At 38.9% G+C, this 15,228-nt stretch carries 12 protein-coding genes; 7 read left to right on the forward strand and 5 right to left on the reverse strand.

The window, feature by feature from the left end; translation table 11 throughout:
• Positions 1–102: 102 nt before the first annotated feature.
• The gene (locus PSPO_RS16880) at positions 103–873 is read left to right on the forward strand and encodes a hypothetical protein (RefSeq protein ID WP_021033020.1); all 771 of its coding nucleotides are present in this window, start codon (positions 103–105) and stop codon (positions 871–873) included.
• A gap of 32 nt (positions 874–905) precedes the next feature.
• On the opposite strand, the gene PSPO_RS16885 is transcribed toward PSPO_RS16880, so the two are convergent.
• Positions 906–1,637, reverse strand: a complete 732-nt coding sequence (locus tag PSPO_RS16885; protein WP_010559376.1) for a glutathione peroxidase — start codon at positions 1,635–1,637, stop codon at positions 906–908.
• Between the two features lie 239 nt (positions 1,638–1,876).
• Between PSPO_RS16885 and PSPO_RS16890 the strand changes: the two genes are divergently transcribed.
• On the forward strand, positions 1,877–2,845 hold the full coding sequence (locus tag PSPO_RS16890) for a DUF4382 domain-containing protein (RefSeq protein ID WP_010559375.1): 969 nt from the start codon (positions 1,877–1,879) through the stop codon (positions 2,843–2,845).
• On the opposite strand, the gene PSPO_RS16895 is transcribed toward PSPO_RS16890, so the two are convergent.
• Complete coding sequence (locus tag PSPO_RS16895) at positions 2,846–3,538, reverse strand: glutathione S-transferase family protein (RefSeq protein ID WP_010559374.1); 693 nt, start codon at positions 3,536–3,538, stop codon at positions 2,846–2,848.
• A gap of 180 nt (positions 3,539–3,718) precedes the next feature.
• Here PSPO_RS16895 and PSPO_RS16900 point away from each other — a divergent pair, with 180 nt between their 5' ends.
• On the forward strand, positions 3,719–4,369 hold the full coding sequence (locus tag PSPO_RS16900; protein WP_010559373.1) for a hypothetical protein: 651 nt from the start codon (positions 3,719–3,721) through the stop codon (positions 4,367–4,369).
• Positions 4,370–4,473: 104 nt separating this feature from the next.
• Here PSPO_RS16900 and PSPO_RS16905 read toward each other — a convergent pair whose 3' ends face one another.
• Positions 4,474–5,403, reverse strand: coding sequence for a hypothetical protein (locus PSPO_RS16905; protein WP_010559372.1), 930 nt, complete (start codon positions 5,401–5,403; stop codon positions 4,474–4,476).
• A gap of 312 nt (positions 5,404–5,715) precedes the next feature.
• Between PSPO_RS16905 and PSPO_RS16910 the strand changes: the two genes are divergently transcribed.
• The 4 genes from PSPO_RS16910 (at position 5,716) to PSPO_RS16925 (ending at position 11,592) form a co-directional block, all read left to right on the forward strand.
• Positions 5,716–7,686 carry a BCCT family transporter gene (locus PSPO_RS16910; RefSeq protein WP_010559371.1) on the forward strand — a complete coding sequence of 657 codons (1,971 nt, stop codon included), beginning with the start codon at positions 5,716–5,718 and terminating at the stop codon, positions 7,684–7,686.
• 338 nt (positions 7,687–8,024) lie between these two features.
• The gene (locus tag PSPO_RS16915) at positions 8,025–8,330 is read left to right on the forward strand and encodes a DUF1294 domain-containing protein (RefSeq protein WP_021033021.1); all 306 of its coding nucleotides are present in this window, start codon (positions 8,025–8,027) and stop codon (positions 8,328–8,330) included.
• 137 nt (positions 8,331–8,467) lie between these two features.
• Positions 8,468–8,878, forward strand: a complete 411-nt coding sequence (gene arfB, locus PSPO_RS16920; protein WP_010559369.1) for an alternative ribosome rescue aminoacyl-tRNA hydrolase ArfB — start codon at positions 8,468–8,470, stop codon at positions 8,876–8,878.
• A gap of 140 nt (positions 8,879–9,018) precedes the next feature.
• On the forward strand, positions 9,019–11,592 hold the full coding sequence (locus tag PSPO_RS16925; protein ID WP_010559368.1) for a TonB-dependent receptor plug domain-containing protein: 2,574 nt from the start codon (positions 9,019–9,021) through the stop codon (positions 11,590–11,592).
• A gap of 47 nt (positions 11,593–11,639) precedes the next feature.
• On the opposite strand, the gene PSPO_RS16930 is transcribed toward PSPO_RS16925, so the two are convergent.
• Both PSPO_RS16930 and PSPO_RS16935 read right to left on the reverse strand, forming a co-directional pair.
• Positions 11,640–12,872: an EAL and HDOD domain-containing protein gene (locus tag PSPO_RS16930; protein WP_010559367.1), complete on the reverse strand. Its 1,233-nt coding sequence runs from the start codon at positions 12,870–12,872 to the stop codon at positions 11,640–11,642.
• A gap of 108 nt (positions 12,873–12,980) precedes the next feature.
• Positions 12,981–14,354, reverse strand: coding sequence for a coiled-coil domain-containing protein (locus tag PSPO_RS16935; protein WP_010559366.1), 1,374 nt, complete (start codon positions 14,352–14,354; stop codon positions 12,981–12,983).
• Positions 14,355–15,228: the final 874 nt, after the last annotated feature.

A 15,228-nucleotide genomic window follows, 5' to 3' on the forward strand; every position in this document is an offset into this window, starting at 1 on the left:
GTTTTAATACGGCTGCTGATTACGTTTATTTACACAATGGTTTGAATTAGAAAAGAAAATCACCGTATCATTGGCACATATTTTATTTAAAAGGACTTTCTTTTGAACAAGCTGATTGTCATAAGTACGGTGGTATCAAGTATTGTGCTTGCAGGGTGTGAATCGACGCCTGAAGTGAAACCGCGCATGGCGCGATTTGATAGCCCCGAAGTTAATAGCCAACCTTTCCATTTTAACATTACCGCAGGCTCCGATAGCTCAAACCAAATCGCCATAAATAAAAATAAAAAGAGCGAACGAGATAATACGCTGCGTTTCTCAGCGGCGATGACACTAGGTAAAGGTTTTGAGGCACGTTTTGTTGATAACGGTGAAAATCAAGTTAGCTTAAAATACCAAATGTTAGGCGCACCGCTTGAGCAGAAGAAAACGGGCAACCTGTCGTTAGCTGGCAGCCTTGGTTATATTTGGGCTAAGCGCAGCGAAAGCCCTACAAAGCAATATAATGATTGGTCAATGGAACAAAAAAGTTATGATTTGTCCTTGATTGCAGGATATCGCTTGAATCGTCAAGCCATATTGTACGGTAGTGTGTTTTATCAAAATGGTGATGTAGATGGTAAATATTATCTATTCGAACACTATGATGTGGAGCAAAATGTAACCATTAATGAAGGCTGTGGCTGGAACAAAACGTGTGTAGCGTCTTATTTCTCAGACAAAGGTAATGCGTATGGTTTGAGTTTGGCTTTAGAGTATGAAGTGTTAACTTGGCTTGCAGTCACCGGAGAAGTTGTGCATCACCGTGCCGAATGGTTTGAACGTACTAATAATGAGACGGGTGCTCATTTCAATGTAGAGTTTAGATTTTAAAAAGGCTGCAGATACAGCCTTTCTATATATGGTTAGTCCTGAAAGTAGCTTTCTAAATCGTCTGAGCCACCAATGTGCTTACCACCAATAAAGACTTGTGGCACGGTTTCTCGCCCTGACATAGCTTTTAAGCTTGTTAAGGTTGCGTCTTTGCCCAGAACAATCTCTTCATAATTAAAGCCATGCTTATCGAGTAATCGTTTTGCATTTTGGCAATATGGGCAGTTCGGTTTCGTAAATAATGCAACAGGCTTTGGTTTAACCGCATTAGGGTTAATGTAATCAAGCATGGTATCGGCGTCTGATACTTCAAACGGGTCGCCGTCTACCTCTGGTTCAATAAACATTTTTTCAATTACGCCATCTTTTACCAGCATTGAGTAGCGCCAACTGCGCTTGCCAAAGCCAATCGCGCTTTTGTCAACAAGCATACCCATGCCGTGGGTAAATTCACCTGTACCATCTGGAATTAAGCGAATATTGTCAGCTTCTTGGTCATTTGCCCATGCTGACATAACAAAGCTATCGTTAACCGATACACATAAAATATCGTCTACGCCATTAGCTTTAAAGGTATTGGCAAGTTCGTTAAAGCGTGGCAAATGGGTTGATGAACAGGTTGGTGTAAATGCACCCGGTAGTGAAAATACCACCACTGTTTTGCCTTTAAATAAGTCATCTGTTGTTACTGTTTGCCATTCGTTGTTAGCAAAAATTGGTAAAGTGACTTGTGGTACTGATTGTCCCGAAATATCTTTCAACATGGTACGCCCTTCTATATATCTGTATTTTTTAACTGGGTTTAGTATGCCAATTAACTAATCTAAGCTCTAATGGATTAAATGGGTGTAATTAATCTATTTAATCGATTGTGCAAGGTTAGTTAAATTTTCCTCATGCTATTTGATTGTTTTTAATGAACACCGCGAAACTCATACAATGTACGTATCTATGAGCCTTATGCAATCTACTATAATGGTGTAGTGCGAACAAAGGGTCCATTATGAAAATTTATTTCGTATTACTTTTATCTATGTTAATTACCGCGTGCGGTGGCAGTTCATATAACGATGATGATGTAACGGTACCGCCAGTAACCGGCGAACAACAAGCAAAGTTTTCGCTTGGCGTAAGTGATGCACCGGTAGATGATGCAATTGCAGTGGTAATTGAAATAGAGACAATTAAAATTTTAGCGCTTGATGACGCAGGTGAAGTGTCAGAAGAAACGTTAGTTGAAGAGTTTGTTTTAGAAGATGGAACAAGTGTTCAGTCAATCGTTATTAATTTGCTTGAATACCAAGGTGCAGGTCAAAAGAAGATCATCGATGAACTTGCTGGAATTACCTTAGATCAAGGTAACTACAAATTAGAATTAGTAATTGTAGATACAAGCTCTTACGTAGAGCTTGATAATGATGCGAATTTATACGCAATTAAAGTGCCTAGCTCGCGTTTGCGTTTAGGTGAATTTGCAGTTGATGCAACACTTGAACAACAAGGTGACACACCTGCGTATACCATAGAATTTGATTTAAGAAGTTCGCTTGTGCAGCGTGGTAACGATCCATCGAAAAACGGTTTTATTTTAAAACCACACGGTATTAAGGTGGTAAGTAATGCAGGCGGAGTAAGTGGTACTATTTCAGCTGAAAATTTAAACTTAGGGCCGTGTACTGTGTATCTATATTCAGGTGATGCCACTGAGTTAGGTGATTTGTTTGATGCTGAAGATGAAAGCTTTACTGGTGAAGCACCAACGGCATCTGCGCCACTTGCTAGCGTGAATGCCAGTGTTGCCGGTGAATTTGAATTTGGTTTTGTTGAAGCTGGTGATTATGTTGTAGCGCTTCGCTGTAACGACTTAGTTGATGACAACATTCAATTTGATGGCTTAACCATTCCATCACCAGAGGGACAAAGTACATCTGTTATTGTGACCTCAGGTAATGTAAGCGACGTTAATTTTTAACTAAACACCACATGATTCATAACAGCGATTGATGTAAGCCACTAAATTAGGCTTTTGTTCAATCGCTGCTTTTATTGGTGTTTCAAGTTTTCCATTTAATAGGTTGGTTAATGTTGCATAGGCAGCGCAGTCATATTGAGTCATATAATCAGATACAAAATAAGGTTTTTCTCCCAGTAAGTTAGCCAAATGCGTTACTGCTTCAATTGCAAAATCATATATTTGCGTTGTTGAATGTCGCCCAAGCCCTTGCGCATAAATGCTTGTAATTAGGTTCTTTCTTACTAAATTTGGTACAAAGAGTTTGAGAACTCTGGGCATTTCTGAAAATAACTCGGCTTTAGTTGTCGGCCAAAAAGCGTCATCAACCCAGCGGCTATAAACTAAGCACCAATACAGTTTTTCTTCAATTAACTCTTTAATCAAATAACCAAGTGCATGCTGCTTGTTGCTTAGTGAAGCATCAAGTTGCGCTGTTTGATCTAATTGCGCGAGAATAATATTTGAATCGGCGACTAATTCGTTGTTGATCAATGCCACGGGGAACTTCTTTTTTGGCATTTTTTCTGAATCAATACGATATTTCACTTGGTATTCTATTTTGGCCAATTTGCAGTAGGCTTCAAGCTTAAGCGCAAATGGGCTTGCGTTGGTAAGGCCAAAAGCGGGTGGAAATTCGTAGAGTGTAATCATAATTACTGTCCTTGTCTTTGTCTTTGTCCTTGTCCTTGTCGTTTTTGTTAATAATAACGATTTGTTTGTCAGGGAGTGTCAGTAGTGATGTTTATGTGTATTTAATGACCAGACTAACTGATAACGCTTCAAAAATCTCTAAAACCATGATTGAATTAAGCAAAAAAGCAAACACTACTTATGTCTGACATTATTTTACTGATTGAAAATAACGCACAAATTGCCTTGAGCCTGATTATTGTGCTGATTTTTATTATTCTTTTTAAACAGCATCAACAAAAGGAGAATGCGGTTACGGATAATATAACAGGGCACGCACACCTAAAATTATTCGAAATAACGGCTAACCAACTTCTGGTATTTCAAACGTTATTGGGCGAAATGATTTTTCGTCATAAATCTGAAATCGCTGAAAAGTTAGATGCAGCATCGAAAGCCTTTTTAGAAGATACAAATGCAGCGGTAGAGCTAAATAATCCAAATAAAGAGCTTCAGTTAAAAAAAGACTTTCAAGTGCTTATCAGCAATACTCGGCAAACGGTGCAAGATGATCAATTAAAAATAAGCTTGGCGGTAAAACAAATCGAAATGCTGGCGTCAAATGATCTCGCTTTGTGTGTGCTTAATATTCAAAGTAAAGTGGGTGCGATGTTGTTGCATACGGATGCATACTTAAATCATTTATCGAACATTGCTGAAAGCCCGTTTGATTCGCGTTTGCAAACAAAGTTAGCGCTAAGTAATGACGACCAAACTGTACTTTTAGCATTAATTGATGAATTGAATGCACAGTTTAAGCTAGAGAAAAAACGTCTGCTAGCGAGTAAGTAAGGGGTATAGGGCTGCCATGTGCTTTGTAAAAGACGTAATAAATATATCTCGACATAACACATGGGCTCGCACCTGGTAGTATATTCAAAGTTAAAAGTGAAGACTTAAACCACAAGGTCAATTTGTTGTAATAAACCAACTTGACCGTTGTTATTCAAATAAAATCCCGATTGACGGACTGCACCTTTAAGTTCACCGTCGTTACGGATATTAAGCGGTGTTTGGGCGTGTTGTAGCCCTATGGCACCAATATTTGCGTCACTTAGTGATATAAGTCGATCTTCATTTTCATTTTTAACCCATACGTGTAGCGACTGAAAGATACTGTCGTTTTCATCAATAAAGCCGTTCCCGTCTTCATCGTATTGGCTAAGGTCGTTAAAGCCGTTACCACTTAGTGCACCAAAAAGCTCGTTACCATTATCAATTTTGCCATTGTTGTTTCGATCAAGTGCTAAATAGCCAAACCCTTTGTCAAGATGTGCAATTTTATCTTGTTCACCATCAGCGTCGATATCAAATCCGTGTTCACGAGCGCTTAAAGACACCGGCTTATTGGTAAAACTAATCACAAGCGGGTCTTTCATATTTATGGTTTCAATTGACCGTTGATACTCGGTATGAGTTTGCTCAAACGCTAACTTGAACTCAAACCTGATCTCCCGACCACTTTCAAGCTTGAGTTCTCCTGCAAGTTTTAGGTCGTTACTTTGATGTTCATGGTTAAGTCTTTCAATGATAACTTCGATAGGGCCGTCTGGTTGACTCGTGTTTGCGTCTACTGGTTGGCTTGGGTCGGGCTGCTCCATTTCGTTTTTGTCAAACCAATCAATTTCTTTACCGGTAAGCTCTTGAATAAGTAATTTTAGAATATGAATTTTTGCATCGTCTTCAAGTGAAATATCCTCCAAAGAATGCTCTACTTTTTGCACACTCGGTTCGCTCGGGGGAGTGATGGGAGTTTCTCGCCGCTCTGATACAAATTCACCGACATAGGTGTTTTCAAGTTTTACATTTGCGCTTTCAATTTTCATATGTCATCCAATTACAATTATCCGTAACTTATCATCGGCATAAAAAATTTAAATTTGAGTGTTTTTTATACTAATCTGAACTTTGTTACTCAGGTAATTTGCTAAATGTTTATAGAGTTGGAGATAAATGCATTTACTATCGTTAAGATGTCGAATTATTTCTATTGTTAGGTTAATTTTTATAAACCATGCTTTTTTAGCGTGTCATAGTTATATTTTGAACTTAGAAATTGGATACTTAGTATAAAAAGTTAAGAATACGCCTCAATATTGCATTATAATAATTAGAGTACTAAGCAAATTCCCTGACTTATGCAAACTAAAACAAATGTTCTAAATAAAGCGGTTTTTTTACCTGCGTCTTTTGTTATATCTGTTCTTTTGATTGTGGCGATTATGGCGCCAGAATTTTCCAATGAACTATATAACTCATTGCAATCAACCATAGTTACGAACGGTGGTTGGTTCTATATCTTGGCGGTCGCCATTATCCTTGGTTTTGTCTTGTATTTGAGTTTATCACGCTTCGGCTCGGTGAAACTCGGGCCGGATCATTCTACGCCAGACTATAAGTTATCAACTTGGATTGCCATGCTGTTTGCTGCGGGTATGGGCATTGGTTTGATGTTTTTCGGTGTTGCTGAGCCGATTATGCATTATGTGTCGCCACCAACTGCTGAGGTCAACTCCCTTGATGCAATTAGAGAAGCGATGAAAATAACCTTTTTCCATTGGGGTTTTCATGCATGGGGGATATATGCCATCGTGGCCTTGGTGCTTGCGTATTTTAGTTACCGTCATCGCTTACCGCTAACGCTTCGCTCTGCTTTACACCCGATTATTGGTGATAAAATCTATGGCTGGCAAGGACATGTCGTTGATGTGTTTGCGGTTGTGAGTACGGTATTTGGTGTGGCCACATCGCTTGGATTGGGCGCAAGCCAAGTAAACTCAGGACTGAATTATTTATTCGATATTGATGTAAGTGTACTTAACCAAGTGCTTATTATGCTTGCAATTACTGCACTTGCATCTATTTCAGTCGCAACTGGGCTTGATAAGGGCATTAAAATTTTGTCCGAAACTAATATGTTGCTAGCTATTGCCTTGTTGATTTTTATTTTTGTACTTGGGCCTTCGGTATTTCTACTTCAGGCATATGTACAAAACGTGGGCCAGTACTTGTCTGAAATTGTGTCAAATACATTTAATTTATTTGCCTATGAAAAGAAAAGTTGGATTGGTGGCTGGACCATTTTTTATTGGGGGTGGTGGCTTGCATGGGCGCCATTTGTAGGATTGTTTATAGCCCGTATTTCAAAAGGGCGTACCATTCGTGAATTTATATTAGGTGTAATGGTTGTGCCTACAGCCTTTACTCTATTATGGATGACTATTTTTGGTAATAGCGCAATTTATCTTGTGGTAGAGCAAGGTTATGTGTCGTTAATGGAGATGGTAAGTAGTGATTCGGCCGTTGCTCTGTTTGTGTTTTTAGAAGCCTTTCCATGGAGTGCATTCTTAACTGGGCTTTCGATATTAATGATTGTTATTTTCTTTGTAACATCATGCGATTCAGGCGCAATGGTAATTAATATGCTGTGCTCAAATGGTGAGGACGATACACCACTTTGGCAACGTTTGTATTGGGCTATCGGCGTTGGTGTAGTTGCTGCGGTGTTAAGCTTAGTGGGGGGCTTGAACGCATTACAAACCATGACAATTGCCAGCGCGTTACCCTTTGCTATCGTGTTGCTATTTGCGTGTTTTGGTTTAGTTAAAGCGCTGCAAATTGAAGCTGCAAAGATGGACAGTTTACAAATGAACATAACGCCGACAAATCATTATGTTGATGGTGAAGACTGGCAAGAAAAACTCAATAATATTGTGTCAACGCCTGACAAAAAGAACACGGCTGATTTTATTAATAAAGTTGTAAAGCGGGCGTTTAAAGCGTTGAAAAATCAATTCGAACTTAATGATATTCAGACTGAGATAATTGTTAAAGATTCAGGGCTTATTTTAAAAGTGTATCACGGCGACGAACATGACTTTGTTTACGGTGTTCATAAGAAAAAACACGTACAACCGAGCTTTAACAGCGACGAAGACGAGGAGTGTTACTATCGCGCTGAGGTGCATTTAGTAGAAGGTGGTCAAGACTACGACATTATGGGATGGTCTGAGAATGCGGTTATTAACGATGTAATTGATCAATACCAAAAGCACATGCACTTTTTACATTTGTTGCGCGATGAGACGGTTACAGTAAGCAATAACTAAATGAAATGGGGCGAACTGTGTGTCGCCCTTTTTTATGTGTACTGGCTAAACGTCGCTTGATATTTTGCTATTTAGTATCGTGTGAATGAGAGCACAGCTTTTATTTTAAACTAACAAGACGACTTTTGATGCTGACCACAACAGCGATAAAACTTGGTACGGTTGGTAAGTATTCGACTCGCTACCAAGTTAGCAATTTATCAGAACTTATATTGATTTGAATTTTACAAACCTTACGTCCGTAATCTGATAGACTGCGTGGTGCTGATTTAGATAACTGATTTCTCATCTTAATGATCTTATTTGTAATATTATTTTGCCTAGTAATAGCCTGTTTAGTGTGGTTAACGTTATTGCCGTTTTGGCTCGTCCCTGTGTACATCGTGATGAGTGTTTTCACCTTTATTGTTTATGGTATTGATAAGTACAAAGCAAAAAAAGATAAAGTGCGTGTGCCTGAATCGACGCTTCATATTTATGATGTGTTAGGTGGCTGGTTAGGTGCTGTATTTGCGCAAGCGTTTTTTAGGCATAAAACACTAAAACAACCGTTTCGAAAATGGTTTTTGCTGACAATTAGTGTAAATATTTTGTGTGTTGCAGTGCTGGCATTATTGCCTGTTTTAACCGATTTTAATGGCTAACACGCTATTACAGTACCACAATTTTAGCAGTTGAATGCGCGCGCGTTGTTTCATCCGGTTTTATGATTATAACCGCCTCAATAGAGTTAAATGCGAAACACGTTAATTTTATCAATCTAGGTAACAGAGGGTTTTACATGTTACAAATTTCAAATTCAGTCAGTATTGCCGATTGGGAGCTTGAGTTAACAGCGATTCGCTCACAAGGCAGTGGTGGACAAAACGTGAATAAGGTAGCAACTGCAATTCACCTGCGATTTGATATTAAACGTAGTAGCTTGCCACAAATTTATAAGGAAAAGCTACTTGCTCTTAATGACAGCCGCATTACTAACGATGGTGTTATTGTAATTAAATCGCAATCATTTAGGACCCAAGAGCAAAACAAACAAGATGCCCTAGATAGGCTTAAAGCGCTTATTCAATCGGCGATGATTGTGCAAAAAAAACGCCGCGCAACAAAACCGACAAAAAGCTCCCAACGAAAGCGATTAGACAGCAAGAAAAAACACAGTTATACGAAAGCGCTGAGAGGAAAAATTATATAATTCACGGTTTTAGTATAAAAATTGCGCTAACGATACATTTTATTCAATTTTATACTTGAAAAATCCCCAATTTAGTCTATTTATGTAAATAGTATGTTAAATACGTTTACATAATAATTAACTAAGTTGCTAGGGAAATTATGAAAATTAAAGCGCTACGTAAGGCAATACTACTTGCCTGCTCATCAACACTCGTATCAACCATGTCTTATTCTGCATTAGCAGAAGAAAATAACACCGAAGAGATTAAAAAAGACGTCGAAAAAATCGCCGTAGTAGGTACACGCTCTGCGCCACGTTCAATCGCCGATTCACCTGTGCCGATTGATATTATCGGTGGTGATGATTTAGAAAAGCATGGTTCATCTGACATGCTAGAGCTACTTGTAAGCCAAGTTCCTTCATTTAATGTGCGTCAACAACCTATCAGTGATGCCGCAACATTAATTCGCCCTGTTAACCTTCGTGGTTTATCGTCTGACAGCACCTTAGTGCTTGTGAACGGTAAACGTCGTCACCGTGCGTCAGTTATTGCGTTTCAAGGTGGTGGTGTAAATGATGGCGCACAAGGTCCAGATATTTCGGTAATTCCAAGCATCGCTTTAAAACAAGTTGAAGTGCTGCGAGACGGTGCTGCAGCGCAATACGGTTCAGATGCCATCGCGGGCGTAATGAATTTTGTGTTAAAAGATTCAGCCGAAGGTGGCAGTATCACAGTTAAATACGGTGAGTACTTTGAAGGTGACGGCGACACCACGACAATTGAAGGTAATATTGGCATGCCATTTACTGATGACGGCTTTGCTAACTTGTCTTTCGCATTAAAAAATGCCGATGCGACGAGCCGTTCAGTTCAGCGCCCAGATGCTGGGGGCCTTGCTGACGCAGGTAACACTTACATCAATGATCCTGCGCAAGTATGGGGTAATCCAGAAATTGAAGACGACTTGTCGGTGTTTGGTAACGTTGGCCTTGATTTAGGCAATGATAAAGAATTCTACATGTTTGGTAACTATTCTGAACGTGATGCAACAGGTGGCTTTTACTATCGTAATCCACATAACCGCAGTAATGTTTATTCAAACGATGGCGGCGAAACTTTGCTAATTGGTGATATTGGTCAAGCAAATGGCGGTCCTAGAACATGTGCTGTTGTACCGGCAAATGTACCGGATGTACTTGATACGCAAGCATATAAAGATATGGTTGCTGATCCTAACTGTTTCTCAATGAACATGATTTTCCCAGGTGGTTACACGCCGCAATTTGCTGGTAACATCGTTGATACATCGCTTACCATGGGTGTTGAAGGTGAGATTAGTGGTGGCTGGTTAGATGAAGTTTATTTTGATTTAAGCGGCTCAGTAGGTCGAAATGCAGCGGATTTCTACCTTTATAACTCGCTTAACCCATCACTTGGTTTAGACACGCCAGTTGATTTTGATACGGGTAAATATATTCAACTTGAAAAGACATTTAACTTTGATTTAGTTAAATCAGTTGAGGTGGGTTTAGATGATCCGCTTAACCTTGCTGGTGGTTTTGAATTTAGAGAAGAATCGTTCGAAATAGTGTCAGGAGAAGAAGCCTCATGGAAAGCCGGACCATACGCAGACCAAGGCTTTAATATTGGTTCGCATGGCTTTAAAGGCTTTGGTCCTGAATCTCAAGGAACTAATACTCGTCGTAACTGGGCGGCATATGTTGACGCTGAAGCGTATTTAACTGAAAGCTTGCTATTTGGCGCGGCACTTCGTTACGAAGATTACAATACCTTTGGTGATACAGCGAACTACAAGTTAACACTGCAATATGCTATTTCAGATGATTGGCAGATCCGTGGTTCAACAAGTACTGGTTTTAGAGCACCGACCGTTGGTCAGGCAAATGTTGTAAATACGGCAACATCACTTGTAGGCGGTGAATTAATTCAAAGTTTCTTAGCGCCGCCAACAGATCCACTTTCTGCGTTTTATGGTGGTAAAGAGCTGACACCGGAAGAATCAACAAGTTATGCATTAGGTACTGTATATGAGTATGATGATTTCTTCTTAACAGTTGATTACTACAACATTGAAGTAACAGATCGTATCGCGCAGTCTAGTCAAATCACTGTACGTGAAGAAGATTATGCTGAACTTAGATCGCTTGGTGTACAAAACCCAGAGTTAATCTCGGCCGTTACCTACTTCGCAAATGACTTTGATACTACAACACAAGGTGTTGATATTGTTGCTAACTATTCAGCCGATTTACTCAATGGCGCAACAAAATTTGCGTTAGCGTATAACTGGAATGAAACAACGGTTGATGCGTTTAACCCAGCAACCACAAGCGACGGTAAAGTAAAACGTTTAGAAGAAGGCATGCCTCAACACCGTGCTACGTTCACAATTACCCAAAACTGGGATGATATTAGCATGTTTGTGCGCGCTAACTACTTCGGCGAATACTTCGCAGTGCATGCAGATGATGATTGTTTAGACGGTTGTTGGAATGAAATTGCGGATTCATCATTTACCTTTGATGCGGAAGTGAGTTATTTCATTAATGAGAGCTTTAAAGCAGCTGTTGGTGCAAACAACATATTCGACCAAGAAGCACAAAAACTACCAACTGCTTCGTATGGTGTACTAGGTGCTAAATATTACGAAAGTGGTCCGTACGACTACAACGGTGGTTTCTACTACGTGAAATTAAGCTATATGTTTTAATATATAAGTTATATAACGTCAAAGCCCAGCCAAGTTGCTGGGCTTTTTTATAGCGGGTCTTCTTGCTGGGTACAGTTATATAAAATATCACTCCACTTTATGGCTTCATAATAAAACGCTGGTAAATCCGCTTGATCGAGTTTTAGTTTGTTACACTGTGATTCTATTTTTTGCCAATTACCAGATTCATAACTAAGCACGAGTTCAAGAATATTTCGATTGAGATTCTCTTCGCCAATTAATGCATCGCTAATGTCTTTTCCGAGTGGGAGCTGTTTGATAATTACGTCCATAGAGCGATCGAAAATGGCATCTAATAAGGAGAAAAGACCAACCAAGAATGACTTACTTTTTAAACTTGGCGCGATTTTTTGCGCAATTACATCGCAAAATTTGGCTCGAATGGTCGACATGCGAATTAGTTCGTGGGGCTTGTCTTTAGCAAAGTGCGCAGTAACAACTAGGTTTAAAAAACGCTTCGCGTTTTGGTCACCAAGGTAAATCAAGCCTTGTTTAATTGAGTTAATTTCTTCGCGAGTAGGAAACAGACCCGAATTGATAAAGCGCAGTAATTTGTAGCAAAGCGCAGCATCTTGCTCAACCAGATTAGCGATTTTGTCGTAATTAAGCTCTTCTTTTACAAGTTCGGTATAGAGCAACACCACAGTTTGTGAGTGGCTTACCATATCTTGCTGTTCAATTAATTGTGGGCGACATAAGAAGTACCCTTGAAAGTAATCGAAGCCAAGTTGTTTGGCGAGTTCGAAATCTTCATGAGTTTCAATTTTTGTCGCCATTAGTTTGAGGTTTTTTTGTTGCTTTAACTTATTAATATCGGCAATGACCGTGTTTAACGGCGTTCTACTAATATCAAATTTCACCAAGCGGCATAAGTTGCAATAAGGTTGCCAGTCAAAATCGGGAGTGTAGGGATCAAGTGCTAGCACATAGTTTTTGTGAAATAAGCTACGGCATGCTTCATACACTTCTTGATTAGGCACGAAGTCTGTCATTAACTCAACAATAAAATCGTTGCTTGGTAACAGCTCAGGCTGCTTTTGCAATATACCAAGATGTGGAAACTTAATGAGCGCTTTTTTACCAGACGTTAAGCGCCTTAATCCGATAATAAACTGACTATCGGCGATAAGTTTTGAGGTGGCAATAACTGGGTCTACGGTAGGAAATGAATTAGCGCGGCTATTACGAAATAGTAGCTCATAGGCGACTAATCTTTTTTTGTGATTTAATACTGCTTGACGTGCTGTGTAAATTTTCAATTTGTTTTTAAAATTAGCGATTTACCTTTCAATTTAGCTTTTTTTAGCATTTTTGCAATAATAAAAAAGGGTCAAATGACCCTTTTTCCAATTCACTAACCAATATGGTTATGCTTGATCTTGTAGTGGCACAACGTTGTTTTGAGCGCGTATTTGTTCAAGTTCTAACTTAGCATCATCTACTTCACGCTCTAGATCGCGCACACGTGCCATCGCTTTTTCGGCGCTGCGTGTTAAACGTTCTACAGTCGTTGCAGAGTTTTGCTTAATAAATTCAAGTTGCTCTTGTAGCTTCTCGTTTTCATTCTCATAACGCCATGCGTTTTGCTGTTCGCTAACAAGTTTTTCTTCAAGTAGTCTGATCTTAGCGAGGTTTTGATCAGAGTTTTGCGTTAAGCGCTGAATAGTAGCGGTTGAATTGTTCTTAACAAAGTCCATTTGCTTAAGTAAGTTTTCTTTTTCACTTTCAAAGCTTGTCGCAATCTTCTGAGCCTCAGCCAGCTGCGTCTGCATTTCTTCGATTTGCTCTTTTGCACCTTTGACCGCTGTTTGCTGATCTTGGTTATGCTGTGATAGCTCAAGGTTTTGTTTCTTCATCATTTCAATGCTTTGCTCAGCTTGTTTAAGCTGTGCTTGCATTGCTTCTTTTGCTTGGCGAAGATCTTCAACTTCCGAGTTATGCTGCTCTGCTTTCGCTGCATGTGTATTTGCAGTTTGCTCTAACTGTGAAAGCTGAGAAAGTGTAGAGTTTTTTTCTTGTAATAATGCTTGGATTTTCGAGTCTTTTTCTTCAAGTGCCGCTTCAAGAGTTTGTACTTGGCTTGCAACATTCTCAGTAAGCTCGCTTACTTTTGCTTCACCAGACTGTTTCAGCTCAGCAATGGTGCGTTCGCTCGACTCTTTTAATTCTGCAACGGTTGCAGCGTTATTAGCCTTTAATTGCTCAATTGTGTTTTCATTGGCAATTCGCATATCTTCAATTGTTTGATTTTTCGACTCAGTAAGGTCTTGAAGTTGCTTTTCGTGATGTTCTTTTAGTGATGCAATTTCAACATCAGCATTGTCTTCGACTTCAGCGATTGTCTGCTTGAATTGGCTTGTTTCTTCTTCTAAACGCGCTTCAAGCATTTGTAATTTTTCGGTTAATTCACCGGTAATTTGTTCTGTTTTTTGTAGGCTTAGGATAGCGAACTTTTCGGCTTCAATAGCACGTTCAAGTTGAACTTCGAAATCACGATTAATAGCATTTGAGAAACGTTTAATCTCGCGGTGAAATGCAGCCATATACTCGTCACTTAATGATCCTGTATCAGCTGTCGCTTGGCGTGTGTCTTGCGACTCACTGCGCCAACGTTGATAGTGTGCAAGAATACTCGCAGTGCTGCCTTCACATTCTTGTAAAATGGCCTCAACCGACACTGGCTTTCCATCAGAAACCAGTTGGTCGCACAATTCTTTTACTTTTGCGTAATTTGTTGTCATTTCTCTATCCTTGTAGAGCATACATAGTTTTGGGGACTAATTTTTGCCGTTAATGATAAAGTATTAATTTCAATTCAAGTCGCTTAGACTTTCACTTCATCTAAATGAAAATAACGGCATGTTGTAACAATAGCAATTTTGTCCAGAAAAGATCAACTCTAGTTAGCGTATTTAATTGCCAATTTAGAACTAGTTAGTGGTTTTATATAAGTATTAATTATTTTAAATCCTGTTTTATAACTTTTGGTTAATAATTAGGTACTATAATAAAAATTGTTTTCTTTTAACTAATTTAGTCGATTACTCGAAGTTTTAGCATAAAATTTAATTAGATATATGCGTTAAATTGGGATGACTAGGGCTGTTATTTGCAGTGATATCAAAAGTGAATTGAAGTAATCACCGTAAATTATTTTGTTAGCCTTAACTTACTGTTTACATAAGGAATAAGGTTAACGAACGTAAACAAGCTGCAGCATACATACGAGTTTTAGACTCAGCCAAATAAAATTACCACAAGCTTTTATATGATTAACACATTACTTCGTGATTTAGCATGAGGCGTAGGCGAAGATTTGCATTAAGCAAGTTATCTATGGCGGTATTTTAAAAGTAATTTTAGAATACAAGTATAGTATCTTAATAGGTGCTTTCTTTGGCGTAGTGTAAACCTAAAACCATTGCCCTTTGCATATTCATTTTTATGTATTCTTATATCTTAAATACGGTCGGTTTAATGAAGTAAAATACGATGTATTTACACATCAACCGAGACATAGCTTGTTACTTATTTTGTCGTAATTTTTTCTTGTCATACTTGAGTTCTTCATCACTTATTATATAAATGTACGGGTATTTTATAGAATTAAACAGT

Source organism: Pseudoalteromonas spongiae UST010723-006, from assembly GCF_000238255.3.
Lineage (GTDB): Bacteria > Pseudomonadota > Gammaproteobacteria > Enterobacterales > Alteromonadaceae > Pseudoalteromonas > Pseudoalteromonas spongiae.